Origin of the sequence: Streptomyces sp. NRRL S-244 (assembly GCF_000717915.1) — a bacterium.
GTDB lineage: Bacteria > Actinomycetota > Actinomycetes > Streptomycetales > Streptomycetaceae > Streptomyces.
Genome location: NZ_JOCX01000025.1, coordinates 37164 through 49520 on the forward strand (window position 1 = coordinate 37164; position 12357 = coordinate 49520).

Consider the following 12357-nt stretch of genomic DNA (forward strand, 5'->3'; position numbering starts at 1 on the left):
TGACGTCGCACAGCGGCTGTGAGAGGGTGCGGTGTGCCCTCCTACCTGCGGTTTTTCTTCGAACACGGCGTCCACACCCCATTGTGGCCAGGTCCGCACGGTGATCCCTTTCTCGGTAGTCCCTACGGATACCCCTGCGAGCTGGAGCGCCTGCCGATCAGTTCTGGTCTCCAGGCCGAACTGGCGAGACTGGCCGATGGGTTCCAGTCGTCGCTCGACTGGGAGTACCCACCGAATCCGTCTCCGTGGCCCAAGGAACAACAGGAGCTGTTCGCACGGCAGGCGGACGCCGCACTGGAAGCTCTCCGCCGTGAGCTGGGTGACGGCTGGACGGTGGAAGACCGGCGCCGGCCGATCTGAAGCCTCGAGCGGGGCCCTGACCGGGGTCCGCCCGTCGGGCCGCGCGGGGGTCAGAGGCGGACGATGACGAGGGCGGAGTCGTCGGTGGCGCCGCCGGGAGGGAGGAGGTCGAGGAGGATCGCGTCGGCGAGGGTCTCGGGGTCGGTGCCCTGGTGGCGGGTGAGGGCGTGGGCGAGGCGGGCGAGGCTGGTGTCGATGTCTTCGCGGCGGCGTTCGACGAGTCCGTCGGTGTAGAGAACGAGGGTGTCGCCTTCGGCGAAGCCGGTGGAGGCCTGGGGACGTGGGACGTGTTCCGGGCGGGCGCCGAGCGGGGGGTCGGTGGCCTGGTCGAGGAACTCGACGCCGCCGTGGGTGTGGAGCAGGGCGGGTGGGAGGTGGCCGGCGCTGCTGTAGGTGAGGGTGCGGGTGTCCCAGTCGATGTAGGTCTCGACGGCGGTGGTGTTCTCGGCGCCGGCGACGGAGCGGGCGTACAGTCCGAGGACCTCCAGGGCCTGGGCGGGGCCGTTCGAGACGAGGGAGGCGGCGCTGAGCGCGCTGCGGAGCAGGCCCATGATGCCGGCAGCGTGCAGGCCGTGGCCGACTACGTCGCCGACGGCCACCGCGATGCGGTCACCGGGCAGGTCGACGAGGTCGTACCAGTCGCCGCAGACGTTGAGGGCGCCGACGGCGGGCCGGTAGCGGACGGCGGCACGGTGGTGGCCGATGTTTCCGGGGGTGGGCAGCATCGCCTCTTGCAGGGCGAGGGCGATCTCGCGTTCGCGGGCGTGGGCCTGTCGCAGGCGTTCGTTGACCTCCTGCAGTTCCCGGGCGCGGGTATAGAGCTCGGCTTCCAGGACCCGGGCTCGGCTGCCGTCGGGGGAGCCGCGGGCCGCGATGAGCTCGGTGACCTCCTCGACCCGGTGCACGATCAGGACGACCTGGCCGTCGGGGCCGAGCACGGGGGCGTTGACCGGGCTCCAGTACCGCTCCTCCCACTCGCCGGGCCGCTGCGTGGACTGGACGTCGTAGCGTTGCAGGGCCATGGTGTCGCGCTCACCGGTGGCCAGTACCCGCCGGAGCGAGGCGTGCAGGTTGCGTGCGCCGCTGGCGGTGGGGTCGTTCGGGTTGTCGGGGAAGACATCGAACAGGTAGCGGCCGATGACCTGCTCGCGGGTGCGCCCGGAGGCGCGCAGGAACTCTTCGTTCGCGTCCGCGTACACCAGCTCAGGGGTCAGCAGCGCCACCATGCCCGGCAGCGTCTGGAACACCGCTGGGTAGTCGATCTCCGCATCCGTCATGCCGGCTCGCTTCAGCGCCTGCCATCCCTGCTGATTTCAACGATAGGGTCCCGCCGGTGTTCGCGCCCCCCGACATCCACCTGCTGCCCGCCTGGGACCGAGCCTCGGCGGCACCTGGCGTCCCGCGCCCTGGTTGGCGAGTGACCGCGAGACGCCATGGCCGTGGCGGTGGCTGCGGCCGTGGCCGCTCCGGGACGGGCGTCAGGACACCACGGGAGCGGCGTCCACCTCGGTCAGCTTGACCGTGCACAGACCGCCGCGCTCGCTCTTCACGTCCGTCACCTTGAGCTGCGTGCCCGGCGTGAGGATGTACTCCTCCTCCCCGGTGAAGGCGGAGAAGCGCCTGATGCCGACCGCGTGCGCGGGCGTCACCTCGAAGAGCGTCCGCTTGCCGCGGCTGCCTAGGAAGGACCGGGCCACGTTCAGCTCGGAGGTGCAGGAGGAGACGCCCCACCAGGTGACCGTCCGCCCCACCGGGTACTGCGCCCGCAGGTCCAACGACACACCGCGCCACAGCGGCTGCGTGTGTGCGGGCAGCCCCGACACCGCGGAGAACAGCAGCCGCAGGTACGGAAGGTAGGGCGCGACCCTGGTGCGGTCGGGGGAGCGGAGGACTGCGTTGATCTCGCGGTAGAAGGCGGACTCGCAGGTGTAGAGGTAGAGCGCGGCGATCGCGTCGGCGGACAGGCCGGCGGAGGTCTCGTCCGCCCGCCGCTTGCCGAAGTCGCGTGACCGGTCGATGTGTCCCGCGAGCCCGGACAGCGTCTCGGCGACCGGTGCGACGGCGTCCTGGAAATCCATCAGCGGGGTGTCGAACACGCCGGTGATCGCAGGGAGGACCAGGCCCTCGTCCTTGACGCTGGTGAGCCGCTCCAGGTACAGCTGGTGCAGGTTCATGGTCGACTCGATGAAGGCGCCCATGCGCGCAGCGACACCGCCGTCCGCACCGGCCGCCGCCCCCTCGTTCCACCCCTTGCTCGGCAGCCAGTCGATCACGTCGGCACCCAGCGACGCGAGGGCCTCGTTCACCAGGGCGAAGTGGTCGCCCTCGCAGAACATGTCGCCCTGCGCCGCCGGGTTCACGTGGTCGATGTGCCGGACCTTCACGTCCGGGTACTTCTCCTGGAGGCGCAGGACGACCGCCTTCAGGCTGCGGGCGTGCGCCCCCCACCAGGCGAACACGATCCCGCGGTCCTCCTCGTCGGCGTCCTGCTTGGCCTTGAGGATCTCCTCGACGATCCGTTCGGCGACGGGCCGCCAGAACGCCGTGTGCCGGTCGGTGCCCATCGCTCCGTCGCCGCTGGCGGTGAGCGAGGCGTTCAACAGCAGCACGCCCTGGGTGAGCATCGCCTGGAACCACTCCGGCGGCTGGACGGTGTCCCGTTCCTTCAGCAGCGCGCGGATGTCGGCGATGGGCGTCTTCTTGGCGATGCCGTACTTCCACATCGCCGCCGCTTTGATGATGCAGCGGATGCTGATGACCCTGCCGAACTGGCTGTCCTTCCAGTCGTTGAAGGCGTTGTCGAACATGGCTATGCCGGTCGCGCTCTCCGGCCTCGGGTAGGGGTTCTGGCCGAAGGCGACGACCTTCCACTTGTGCGGTGGGTTGGGCTTGAGAGCCTGGAACGTCAGCTCACGCACCGGGACGACCTCAGGACTGCGGCCCTTCCCGATGAACCGGGCGGCGTCCGGCTGCGCCTCGATGACGGGCTTCAGGAGCGGAAGCCAGGGCTCACCGCCGCCGTCGAAGAGTTCGGTGAGAGCCAGAGGGTCGTTCGCGTCGGTCATGGGGGAGGGGCCTTCGTTCGTAGTGGGCGAGGGAGGGGCGTGGCCGGCCGGATCGCCTGCCGGATCGGCGGTGGGGACGGGCGGGGCGGCCTTCGGCGGAACGATGCGCACCCGCTCCTCGACGGGGGCGTTCTCGATGCCGCCCAGCTGGGTGACGATGGTGGCGCGCAACTTGTCGTCATCCTCGAACCAGTGGTCGTGGAAGAGCGTGTACCCGGTCCACATCAGGTTGGCGCACACCCTGGCCGGGACCCGCCCGGTCTGCGCACCCATCCCGACCAGCGCCACGGAGCGGATGCTGCCCGGCGCTTGCCGGTTCTGCCGGTGGACGGCCTGGAACGCGGCGGCGCACGCCAGCGCCACGTTCAGCGTGGCACTCACGTTCTGCGAGGACCCCACCATGGTCGGCGTCGATATCAGGTACCGGGGGACGGTGGCCCCCGACGGGACGCAGACCGCGCTGCCCACCGGGAGGGCGCCGGCGAACCGGTCGCGGATCGCGCGCTGCACGCGCAGCTGGATGCCGGATCCGAGGTGACGCTTGATGGCGGCGTCGACCCCGCCGTCCATCCGGCCCCGGGAGTTCGTCGGGGTGACCCAGGCGTCGACGTCCTCGTCGAGGATCGACCCCCTGCGGATCTCGATGCCGGGCGTGTCCGCGAACGCCGCCCGCCATGCCTCCACGACGCGCTCGTTCACGTCCGTCAGCACCACCCTCAGCGTGGGCTGAACACTGCTCTCGGTCATCGTCCGCTCCTGTCGGGAAAAGGCCTTCGCAACACCCCGAACGTAACCGCCGCCACTGACAACGGCGCTCCGGGAAGGGGCTGATGACCAGCCGTCACGGCTCCGGGACCGGCCCGCTCACGGTCCTCGCGGCAGACTGCCTCGAACGCCGTACCGGATTTCCAACTCCCGTTCTCATCACCCGAGATGACGGTGATGGCAGGTTCTCGGAGCCCGTGCCCGGAGGGCTATCGTGGGCCGCATGTCAGCCCCTGAACTCATCCGCATCGTCTCCCGCGACTCGCCCATGGCCCTCGCCCAGGTGGAGCGCGTCCGCGCGGAACTCGCCGCGCTCCATCCCGGCACCGCCACCGAGGTGGTCCCGGTCAAGACGACCGGCGACAAGTGGACGGGGGCCCTGGCCGCCGTCGAAGGAAAGGGGGCGTTCACCAAGGAAGTGGACGCGGCCCTGCTCGACGGGAGCGCCGACCTCGCAGTGCACTGCGTCAAGGACATCCCCGCGGACCGGCCTCTCCCGGCCGGGACCGCGTTCGCCGCCTTCCTCAAGCGGGACGACGTCCGCGACGCCCTCGTCCACCCCGACGGGCTCACCCTGGACGAGTTGCCGGCCGGAACCCGCATCGGCACCTCCTCGGTCCGGCGCATCGCCCAGCTCGCGGCCTCACACCCGCACCTGGAGTGCGTACCGATCCGGGGCAACGCCAACAGCCGGCTCGACAAGCTCGCCGCCGGAGCCGCCGACGCCCTGCTGCTGGCCGTCTCCGGCCTCGAACGGATCGGCCGCCCCGACGTGATCAGCGAAATCCTGTCGGCCGAGACGATGTGTCCCCCGATCGGCGCGGGCATCCTCGCCCTCCAGTGCCGGGAAGGCGACACCGCCCTGATCGAATCCGTGAGCGCGCTCGGCGACCCCGCCACCCACCGCGAAGCCACCGCGGAGCGCATGTTCCTCCACGTACTCCAGGGCCACTGCAACAGCCCGATCGCCGGATACGCCTCCACCGAGGGCAACGGCGAGCTCGCGCTGTACGCGAAGGTCTTCACCCCGGACGGCAAGCGGATCCTGCGCGCACACGAATGGGCCGGCGCGCTCGACCCCGCCACGCTCGGCACCTCCGTCGCCGTCGCCCTCCTCCGGCAGGGCGCCCGTGAACTCATCGACGGCATCCCCCACTGAGACGGCATCCCCACTGACCGACCGACCGACCGACTGCCCGACCGACTGCCCGTCCGTCCGTCCGGCCCGGTTCCTACGTCGTGCGCGTGAAGGCCCGGCGGTACGAGCGGGGCGGGACTCCCCGTCGTCGTACGAACTGTTCGCGCAGTACCGCGGCGCTCCCGTAGCCGACCTGGCGGGCGATCTCCTCGACCGGGAGGTCAGTGGTTTCCAGGAGTTCCTCGGCTCTGCTCAGTCGCAGGCTGCGCAGCCAGGCGTGCGGGGTGGTGCCGGTCGCGGCGCTGAAGCGGCGGGCGAAGGAGCGTTTGCTCATCATGGCGCGGTGGGCCAGTTCCGTGACGGGCAGTGGCTGGTGGAGGTGCTCGCGGGCCCAGGTGAGGACCTCGGCGAGGCGTTCGTCCCGGCCGTTCTCGGGGGCGGGCGCGGCCAGGTACTGGGCCTGGCCGCCGTCGCGGTGGGAGGGCAGCACCATGTCCCGGGCGACCGCGTTGGCCAGGGCGGCGCCGTGTTCGCGCCGCAGCAGGTGGAGGCACAGGTCGAAGCCCGCCGCGGCGCCCGCGCCGGTGACGATGCTCCCTTCGTCGACGTAGAGCGCGTCGGGATCCACGGTGACGTGCGGGTGGCGGCCGGCGAGCAGTTCGGCGAACCGCCAGTGGGTGGTCGCCCGGCGGCCGTCGAGCAGTCCGGCGGCGGCGAGCGCGAACGTGCCGACGCAGTGGGCCGCGACGACGGCGCCGCGCTCGTGCGCGGCCCTCAGGGCGTCGAGTACGGCGGGCGCGGGCGGTGTCCGGAATCCGGCCCCGGGCAGGGCGATGAGCAGGTCGGCTGCGGCGAGTCGGTCCAGGCCGTGCGCGATGGAGAGGGGTACGCCGCAGTCCGTGGGCACCGGTCCGGGCCGGTCGGCGCACAGGGCGAAGTCGAAACCCGGTACCGCGGCTCCGTGGGGACCGAACACCTCGGTGACGATGCCGACGGCGAGCATGCCGGCGCCGGGAGGGACGTATGCGGCGACGGTCTTGAAGGGCGGCACGGTCGAAGTGTGGCACACGGTTGGCACGAAAGCTGCGATGAGAGGCAGCACTGCCACTCGTGAACAGCCGCCGCTCCCGGAAGGATTGGGGCCATGACAGACGCACCGGTCGGCCGCAGCGCCGCATACAAGATCCTGACCACCGGCTACGTGGGATCCACCGGTCCCGGAGTGGCCGCGACCGTCTCCTACGTACACGACGCGGGACGACACGTGATCTTCGACCCGGGGATGGTGGCGAGCCACGACGACATCCTCGTCCCGCTCGCGGAGCTGGGGCTCGGGCCCGAGGACATCACCGACGTGGTGCTCAGCCACCACCACCCGGACAACACCATGAACGTGGGCCTCTTCGGTCGCGCCCGGATACACGACCACAAGGTGGAGTACCTCGCCGACCAGTGGCGGAACCGCGACGCGGAGGGCTACGAACTCACCCCCTCGCTGCGTCTGATCCGCACCCCGGGCCACAGCCTTGAGGACATCACGCTGCTGGCGGGCACCGATGCGGGTGTGGTGGCGTTCGCCGGCGACCTGTGGTGGCACGCGAACGGCCCGGCGGACGACCCGGTGGCCCCTGACCGCGAGGTCCTGCGCGCCTCCCGGCTGCGGGTGCTGGCCGCGGCGGACCTGATCGTGCCGGGCCACGGCGGCCCGTTCGAGGCCGACGAGAGCACCCCGCTCTAGCGGTTGCGCATCTCGGCGAGCCGGGCTGCGGGGAGGATGCGGCCGCCCAGGGGCGCGGTGGAGGCGCCGGCGGTCGATCCCCGTCTTCGCCCGCCCGACGGCGACTTCACCCACGCCCAGGCCCGGACATCCTGACGAAGGTGTACGCCCTCGCGTGAGCCGAACGGGACATAGGCGTGGGAGATGGTCAAAATGGTGCACTGAGCTGTCCCTGCCTGCCGTGTGCCTCGTGCAGGGGAGGGGCCCTGGAAGGTGAGGTGGCCGCGGTGGTGGAGTCTTCGTCCGATGCCCGGGGTGATGAGGGGTCCGTCGAGGCCGGAGGCTACCGGCAGGAGCTGAAGCGGACGCTCGGCTCCTTCCAGGTGTTCGCGATCTCGTTCGCGTTCATCTCGGTGGCGGTCGGCATCTTCGCGACCTTCGACGAAGTCCTGCTGACCGCCGGACCGGTCGGGATCTGGTTGTGGATCATCGTGGCGGCAGGACAGACCCTGGTGGCATTGGTGGTCGCGCAGTTCGCGGCCCGCATTCCGCTCAGTGGTTCCTCCTACCAATGGGCCTCGAGGCTGGCCACCCCGAAGATCGGCTGGTGGTTCGGGTGGCTGACCTTCTGTTACCTGGCGATCGGCGTGGTGGCGGTCGACAACGCGCTCGCGAGTCAGGCGTTCATGCCGCTTGCCGGCATCGCACCGGACGAGGACACCGCGCGCCTGATCACACTCGTGGTACTGCTCATCCAGACCGTGCTGGCCGTGGCCTCCACGCGCATCGTCAGCATGATCAACACCGTCGCTGTGGGGCTCGAACTGGCGCTCGTCGTGGTGGTGGCGATCGCGCTCGTCATCGCCGTCGCGGTCACGGGCGACGGCGCCGTCGGCAACCTCACCTCGCGCGGTGTCGTCGAACGCGCCCCCGACTACTTCGCGGTCGGCGGCGGTTTGATGCTCGCGATGATCATGGGACTCGCCACACTCGTCGGCTTCGACTCGGCGGCGAACCTGGCCGAGGAGGCCAAGGATCCGTTCCGGACCATCCCGCGCGCGATCGTGGGATCGGTCGTGGCGGCCGGCGTCCTGGGGATGCTGTTTCTGATCACGCTCACCGTCGCGATCGATGACATCCCCCGCATCAGCGCCAACGGCTCACCGGTCGCGGCAATCATGCGTGACCAACTCGGTCCGGCGACGGAAAAGGCCCTGCTGGTCGCAATCACCATCGCATTCTTCGGCGCCGGGATCGTGGTGATGGTCGCGTGCTCGCGCCTCGTCTACGCCATGTCGCGCGACGGGCGCTTCCCCGCCCACCGCCTGATGCGGCGCGTGAATCCCCGCACGAGGACACCGATCCCCGCAACCGTGCTGGTCTTCGCCCTGGGCATCGTCATGATGGTGGCGCTGCCGGGCGCCGCGCTACTGGAACTGGTCACGGCCTCGACCATCCTCCCCGCGGTCACTTACGGCTCGACGATCGTGCTGTACCTGACGGTACGCGGGCGCCTGAGCCGCAAGAAGGGTGCCTTCGACCTGGGACGCTTCGAACTGCCGGTCGCCATCTGCGCTCTGGGGTGGACGCTCATCGCGTTGTTCGTCCTGGTGACCCCGAATGAGGCGTTCGTCTCCGTCGTGATCGTGGCGGGCCTGCTTCTCCTGGGCGGCCTGTTCTTCCTCACCATGCTGAGGTTCGACCGCCAGGCCATGGAGACGGAGCCGGGTGAGGCGGACTCTTTCACCACCTGACCAGGCGCAGGGCCCGGTCTGGCTGGGAGCCCACGTGACTGGGTACGGGATCCTCCCATTCCGTACCGAACTCAGACGGACGCCGCACGTTCACTCCGGCCACTGCGCGTCGATCCAGCCCTTGAGGTAGACGACCAGCTCGTCCCGTCCGGCCCAGGGCAGTTACATCGATCCCTTGCCCTCGGGGGGCGCCGCCATGCAAGAAGCCGCCCTGCGGGGCGAAGAAACGGAGCGGCCGTGCGTGAGTTCGGCGCCGTGGCGCCATCCGGGGCCGCCCGTGTCTGCCGCAGAAGGCGGAGGTCTTCCTCTACCGTGTTCTGTTGATCTTTCGTGCCTTCTTGAGCCAGGGGTTCAGCATGTCGAGCAAGGTGTCGTAATTCTCGGGAGTCAGTTCCACCTCGTAGGCGATGTCATCGATCTGAAGCATGTGCGTACGCGTCTCCGCACCGTCGAACTCGTCAAGGTCATCGAGCGACTTGGGCATCGTGGGTTCCTCTCTGTCGGCGTGCTGCCTGTGCGTCTGTTGCCTCTGCGTCGCCAGTCGGCCGGTGGCCCCGCCCTGGACGCGGGCCGCCCCGTCGGTGAGTCGGCCCGCGCCCGAGCAGTTTGCCGAGTTCGCGGTGGTCCGTGGGTCTGGACTGTACGTTCTTGCCACAACGGCCCGGGCTCGGCGAGGAGTTCAGCGACCACCACGGCCGACAGGCCAGTGGCCCTGCGGTCGCTGGTGATCGCTGCACGAGTCGCGTTCCCCGCCACGCAACCATGATCGGCGATCCCGAGCTCGACGACTCACCGCCGGCCAAGCACGCGCTCGCTAGTTGCCGATACCGGAGTTGCCGACGCCGGAATTCCCGAGGCCGGAGTTGCCGACGCCGTAGTTCGCGATGCCCGAGTTGCCCAGGCCCAGGTTGGTGATGCCGGAGTTGCCGACACCGGTGTTCCCGATGCCCGAGTTGCCGACCCCGGTGTTCCCGAGGCCGGAGTTGCCGACACCGTCGGCGCTGGCCGCCGCGGCTCCGCCCAGACCGAGCGCCGCGGCGGCACCCAGTACGACGGTGAAACGGAGAATACGTGCACGCATGGCATACCTCCATGAAGCGGTGTGATTGCAATACATCAATAACATTCGGTTCATCGCACTCCCGGAATAGGTGCCGTAAGGGGCCGTGTCGACACCGTTTGGCCTACACGCAATCCTTCGCACGCGCGCGGAGGAGCGCCATGCCGAGTGCTGCCAGGCAGTCAGGCGAGGCCGGTCTTGAGCGCGGCGAGGGAGTCGTCCAGCGCTCTCGCCGCGGCGGGCACGTAGGGGGCGAGGGTGCAGAAGGCGTGGACCAGGTCCTCGTGGTTGTGGTGTTCGACCGGGACGCCGGCTGCGCGGAGCAGCTGGGCGTAGCGGATGCCTTCGTCGCGGATGGCGTCGCCCTGGACGGTGGCGATGTACGCGGGCGGCAGGCCGGCATGGCTTTCCGCGTAGGCGGGTGCGGCGCCGGAGGTCTTGGGGTCGCGGTTGCCCAGGTACCAGCCGGCACTCAGTACGACGGCGCGGTGGGGCAGGACGGGCGCGTTGGCGTTCTCCGTCTCCGAGGGGAGGGCGGGGTCGATGTGCGTGCACGGGTACCACATCAGCTGGAAGCGCAGCGGGGGCCCACCGGTGTCGCGGGCGCGCAGGGCGACCATGGCGGCCAGGTTCCCGCCGGCCGAGTCGCCGGCGACGGCGATGCGGTCCGGGTCCCCGCCGAGTTCGCCGGCGTGGGCGGCGGTCCAGTGCAGCGCGGTGAACGCGTCCTCCACCGCCGCCGGGTACGGGTCCTCGGGAGCGAGCCGGTAGTCGACGGAGACCACGACCGCGCCTGCTCGGTGGGCGATGCTGCGGGCGACGTTGTCGTGGGTGTCGAGGTTGCCCATGAAGAACCCGCCGCCGTGGCAGTACACGACCATCGGCAGAGGGGCGGCGCCGGCCCGGGGCCAGTAGATGCGCACGCCCACCCCCTCGACGCGGTGGTCCTCGATGCGCGGCAGTTCGACGACGCGTGGCTGCGCGATGGCGTTCGCGATGTTGGCGCGACGCAGTTCCTCCGGCGAGACCGTGTCGAAGTCGGTCGCCGGCATGCCGTCGAGCAGTTTCTGCAGAATCGGATCCAGTGGCACGGCGTCGCCCACTCCTCTCACCTTCTGCAGCAGCCTCCGGAGCCCATCCGTGAACGGCGCTCGCACCGGAGTCCGGGGCGCACGCCGATCACTCTAGAACTCGGAACCGCAAAACCCCCTCGTACGCACCGACCGCGCCGCCGAGAGTCGGCTGTGGTCGGGCCGCGCGGCCTGGCCACGGGCAATGCGACCGCGCTGCCATGCCTGGGGACCCGTACGACCGAGCGGCAGCTCAGATGGCACGCAGGTGCCCTCCGGGTCGCGGATACGGCAAGGCGCCCCGCACCGTTTGAGCTTGGGTGCGGGGCGCCGAGGTGTTCGGTCAGACGGTGGTGACGTTCTCCGCCTGCGGGCCCTTCGGGCCCTGGGTGACGTCAAAGTTGACCTGCTGGTTCTCCTGGAGCTCGCGGAAGCCCGTGGAGTTGATCGCCGAGTAGTGGACGAAGACGTCCGGACCGCCGCCGTCCTGCGCGATGAAGCCGAAGCCCTTTTCCGCGTTGAACCACTTCACGGTACCCGTGGCCATGTGTTTCCCCTGTCGAGGATCGTGGGGTACTGGCTTGTCAGTACCCCTGGGTGAGGTGATCGCCCTGGTCCTCGGACACTGCTGTACAGCACGACGCCCGCGATGCGAACCGCGGGCGCTGAGACTTCGGAGCCACGACTACTAGGAGGGAAGTTAGCCGATTCGCAGTCAATTGGCTACAGACCGCAGTGAACGAGGGGTCCACGCGTTCTGGGGTTGGGCTCTGTGACCGGGCTGCGGTGGACCGGACGCATCGCGTCGCGGGCGACTGCACTCGGGTGGTAACTGAAGTTACCTTCTGGAGGTTCGTGAACTATGGTTGTCGCATGACGGTCCCTGAGATCACCCCAGAAGAACAGGTAGCGCTGGACAAGGCCCTGTACGACGCCTTGAATCCGCTGGCCGCAGCCGTTCGCTCCCGCGAGACCGGACTTCCTGCGGACCGCATGTGGGACGCGGAGCCCGTTGACGTGGCTCTGTCCGTCCTTGCCGCGTGGAAGGTGGTGGATGCCGAGGTCAGGCGGTTGACTGCGCAGGCGGCGGCAACCGCCGGCTCCTACGGCGCGAGTTATGAACGGCTGGGGGCGGTGTGGGGCATCACCCGACAGGGTGCGCGTAAGAAATGGCCCGACGCCGTCAGCCGGCCGGCGCCGGTGGCGGCAGGCGCGAGCACGCTTGCACTCTTCGGGGGGACTGCTGAGCTGGTGCAGGCACCTTCCGGTGACTGGGGCTGGACGGGCAAGGGCGCCGATGGGGCATCCAGCACGGCCGGCGCCGGGGCGTGTTACGCGACCGCGGAAGAGGCGGCGGCCCATGCGGGCGCCTTCCTCAAGGACCATGCCCTCGACGCCCCTGGCCGGCCCTGAAGCACACCCTGATAG

12 protein-coding genes are annotated in these 12357 nt (G+C 69.9%); 5 read left to right on the forward strand and 7 right to left on the reverse strand.

All coding sequences use genetic code 11. The annotated features are described in order from the left end of the window. The first annotated feature begins 33 nt into the window (after positions 1 to 33). Positions 34 to 360: a hypothetical protein gene (locus IF02_RS34030; protein ID WP_078622324.1), complete on the forward strand. Its 327-nt coding sequence runs from the start codon at positions 34 to 36 to the stop codon at positions 358 to 360. Positions 361 to 410: 50 nt separating this feature from the next. On the opposite strand, the gene IF02_RS0125590 is transcribed toward IF02_RS34030, so the two are convergent. Next, the gene (locus IF02_RS0125590; protein ID WP_030160814.1) at positions 411 to 1637 is read right to left on the reverse strand and encodes a PP2C family protein-serine/threonine phosphatase; all 1227 of its coding nucleotides are present in this window, start codon (positions 1635 to 1637) and stop codon (positions 411 to 413) included. A 201-nt stretch (positions 1638 to 1838) separates the two neighbouring features. Then, entirely contained in the window at positions 1839 to 4172 is a 2334-nt protein-coding gene (locus tag IF02_RS0125595; protein ID WP_234318326.1) for an ADP-ribosyltransferase domain-containing protein, read from the reverse strand. A 241-nt stretch (positions 4173 to 4413) separates the two neighbouring features. On the opposite strand from IF02_RS0125595, the gene hemC reads away from it, so the two are divergent. Next, positions 4414 to 5349 (forward strand): hydroxymethylbilane synthase, encoded by a 936-nt coding sequence (hemC, locus tag IF02_RS0125605; protein WP_030160816.1) that lies wholly within the window; start codon positions 4414 to 4416, stop codon positions 5347 to 5349. A gap of 73 nt (positions 5350 to 5422) precedes the next feature. On the opposite strand, the gene IF02_RS0125610 is transcribed toward hemC, so the two are convergent. Next, complete coding sequence (locus IF02_RS0125610) at positions 5423 to 6331, reverse strand: GlxA family transcriptional regulator (RefSeq protein WP_051696542.1); 909 nt, start codon at positions 6329 to 6331, stop codon at positions 5423 to 5425. A gap of 141 nt (positions 6332 to 6472) precedes the next feature. On the opposite strand from IF02_RS0125610, the gene IF02_RS0125615 reads away from it, so the two are divergent. Together IF02_RS0125615 and IF02_RS0125620 are read left to right on the forward strand one after the other, a co-directional pair. Beyond that, positions 6473 to 7066, forward strand: a complete 594-nt coding sequence (locus IF02_RS0125615; RefSeq protein ID WP_030160820.1) for an MBL fold metallo-hydrolase — start codon at positions 6473 to 6475, stop codon at positions 7064 to 7066. 257 nt (positions 7067 to 7323) lie between these two features. Further along, positions 7324 to 8799 carry an APC family permease gene (locus IF02_RS0125620; protein ID WP_037837089.1) on the forward strand — a complete coding sequence of 492 codons (1476 nt, stop codon included), beginning with the start codon at positions 7324 to 7326 and terminating at the stop codon, positions 8797 to 8799. Positions 8800 to 9106: 307 nt separating this feature from the next. On the opposite strand, the gene IF02_RS34035 is transcribed toward IF02_RS0125620, so the two are convergent. The 4 genes from IF02_RS34035 to IF02_RS0125640 form a co-directional block, all read right to left on the reverse strand. Continuing rightward, on the reverse strand, positions 9107 to 9283 hold the full coding sequence (locus IF02_RS34035) for an Lsr2 dimerization domain-containing protein (protein WP_078622325.1): 177 nt from the start codon (positions 9281 to 9283) through the stop codon (positions 9107 to 9109). Positions 9284 to 9613: 330 nt separating this feature from the next. Further along, positions 9614 to 9880, reverse strand: coding sequence for a pentapeptide repeat-containing protein (locus IF02_RS0125630; RefSeq protein WP_030160824.1), 267 nt, complete (start codon positions 9878 to 9880; stop codon positions 9614 to 9616). Positions 9881 to 10041: 161 nt separating this feature from the next. After that, on the reverse strand, positions 10042 to 10950 hold the full coding sequence (locus IF02_RS0125635) for an alpha/beta hydrolase (RefSeq protein WP_199809279.1): 909 nt from the start codon (positions 10948 to 10950) through the stop codon (positions 10042 to 10044). A gap of 322 nt (positions 10951 to 11272) precedes the next feature. After that, entirely contained in the window at positions 11273 to 11476 is a 204-nt protein-coding gene (locus IF02_RS0125640) for a cold-shock protein (protein WP_030160827.1), read from the reverse strand. 326 nt (positions 11477 to 11802) lie between these two features. Here IF02_RS0125640 and IF02_RS0125645 point away from each other — a divergent pair, with 326 nt between their 5' ends. Then, entirely contained in the window at positions 11803 to 12342 is a 540-nt protein-coding gene (locus tag IF02_RS0125645; protein ID WP_030160829.1) for a hypothetical protein, read from the forward strand. Positions 12343 to 12357 lie beyond the last annotated feature (15 nt).

Excerpts from the sequence above, each read along its gene's own strand:
- IF02_RS0125595 (WP_234318326.1), bottom strand. The coding sequence starts at position 4,172 with ATGACCGAGAGCAGTGTTCAGCCCACGCTGAGGGTGGTGCTGACGGAC.
- IF02_RS0125645 (WP_030160829.1), top strand. The coding sequence starts at position 11,803 with ATGACGGTCCCTGAGATCACCCCAGAAGAACAGGTAGCGCTGGACAAG.
- IF02_RS0125640 (WP_030160827.1), bottom strand. The coding sequence starts at position 11,476 with ATGGCCACGGGTACCGTGAAGTGGTTCAACGCGGAAAAGGGCTTCGGC.
- IF02_RS0125590 (WP_030160814.1), bottom strand. The coding sequence starts at position 1,637 with ATGACGGATGCGGAGATCGACTACCCAGCGGTGTTCCAGACGCTGCCG.
- IF02_RS0125630 (WP_030160824.1), bottom strand. The coding sequence starts at position 9,880 with ATGCGTGCACGTATTCTCCGTTTCACCGTCGTACTGGGTGCCGCCGCG.
- IF02_RS0125610 (WP_051696542.1), bottom strand. The coding sequence starts at position 6,331 with ATGCTCGCCGTCGGCATCGTCACCGAGGTGTTCGGTCCCCACGGAGCC.
- IF02_RS0125615 (WP_030160820.1), top strand. The coding sequence starts at position 6,473 with ATGACAGACGCACCGGTCGGCCGCAGCGCCGCATACAAGATCCTGACC.
- IF02_RS34035 (WP_078622325.1), bottom strand. The coding sequence starts at position 9,283 with ATGCCCAAGTCGCTCGATGACCTTGACGAGTTCGACGGTGCGGAGACG.
- hemC (WP_030160816.1), top strand. The coding sequence starts at position 4,414 with ATGTCAGCCCCTGAACTCATCCGCATCGTCTCCCGCGACTCGCCCATG.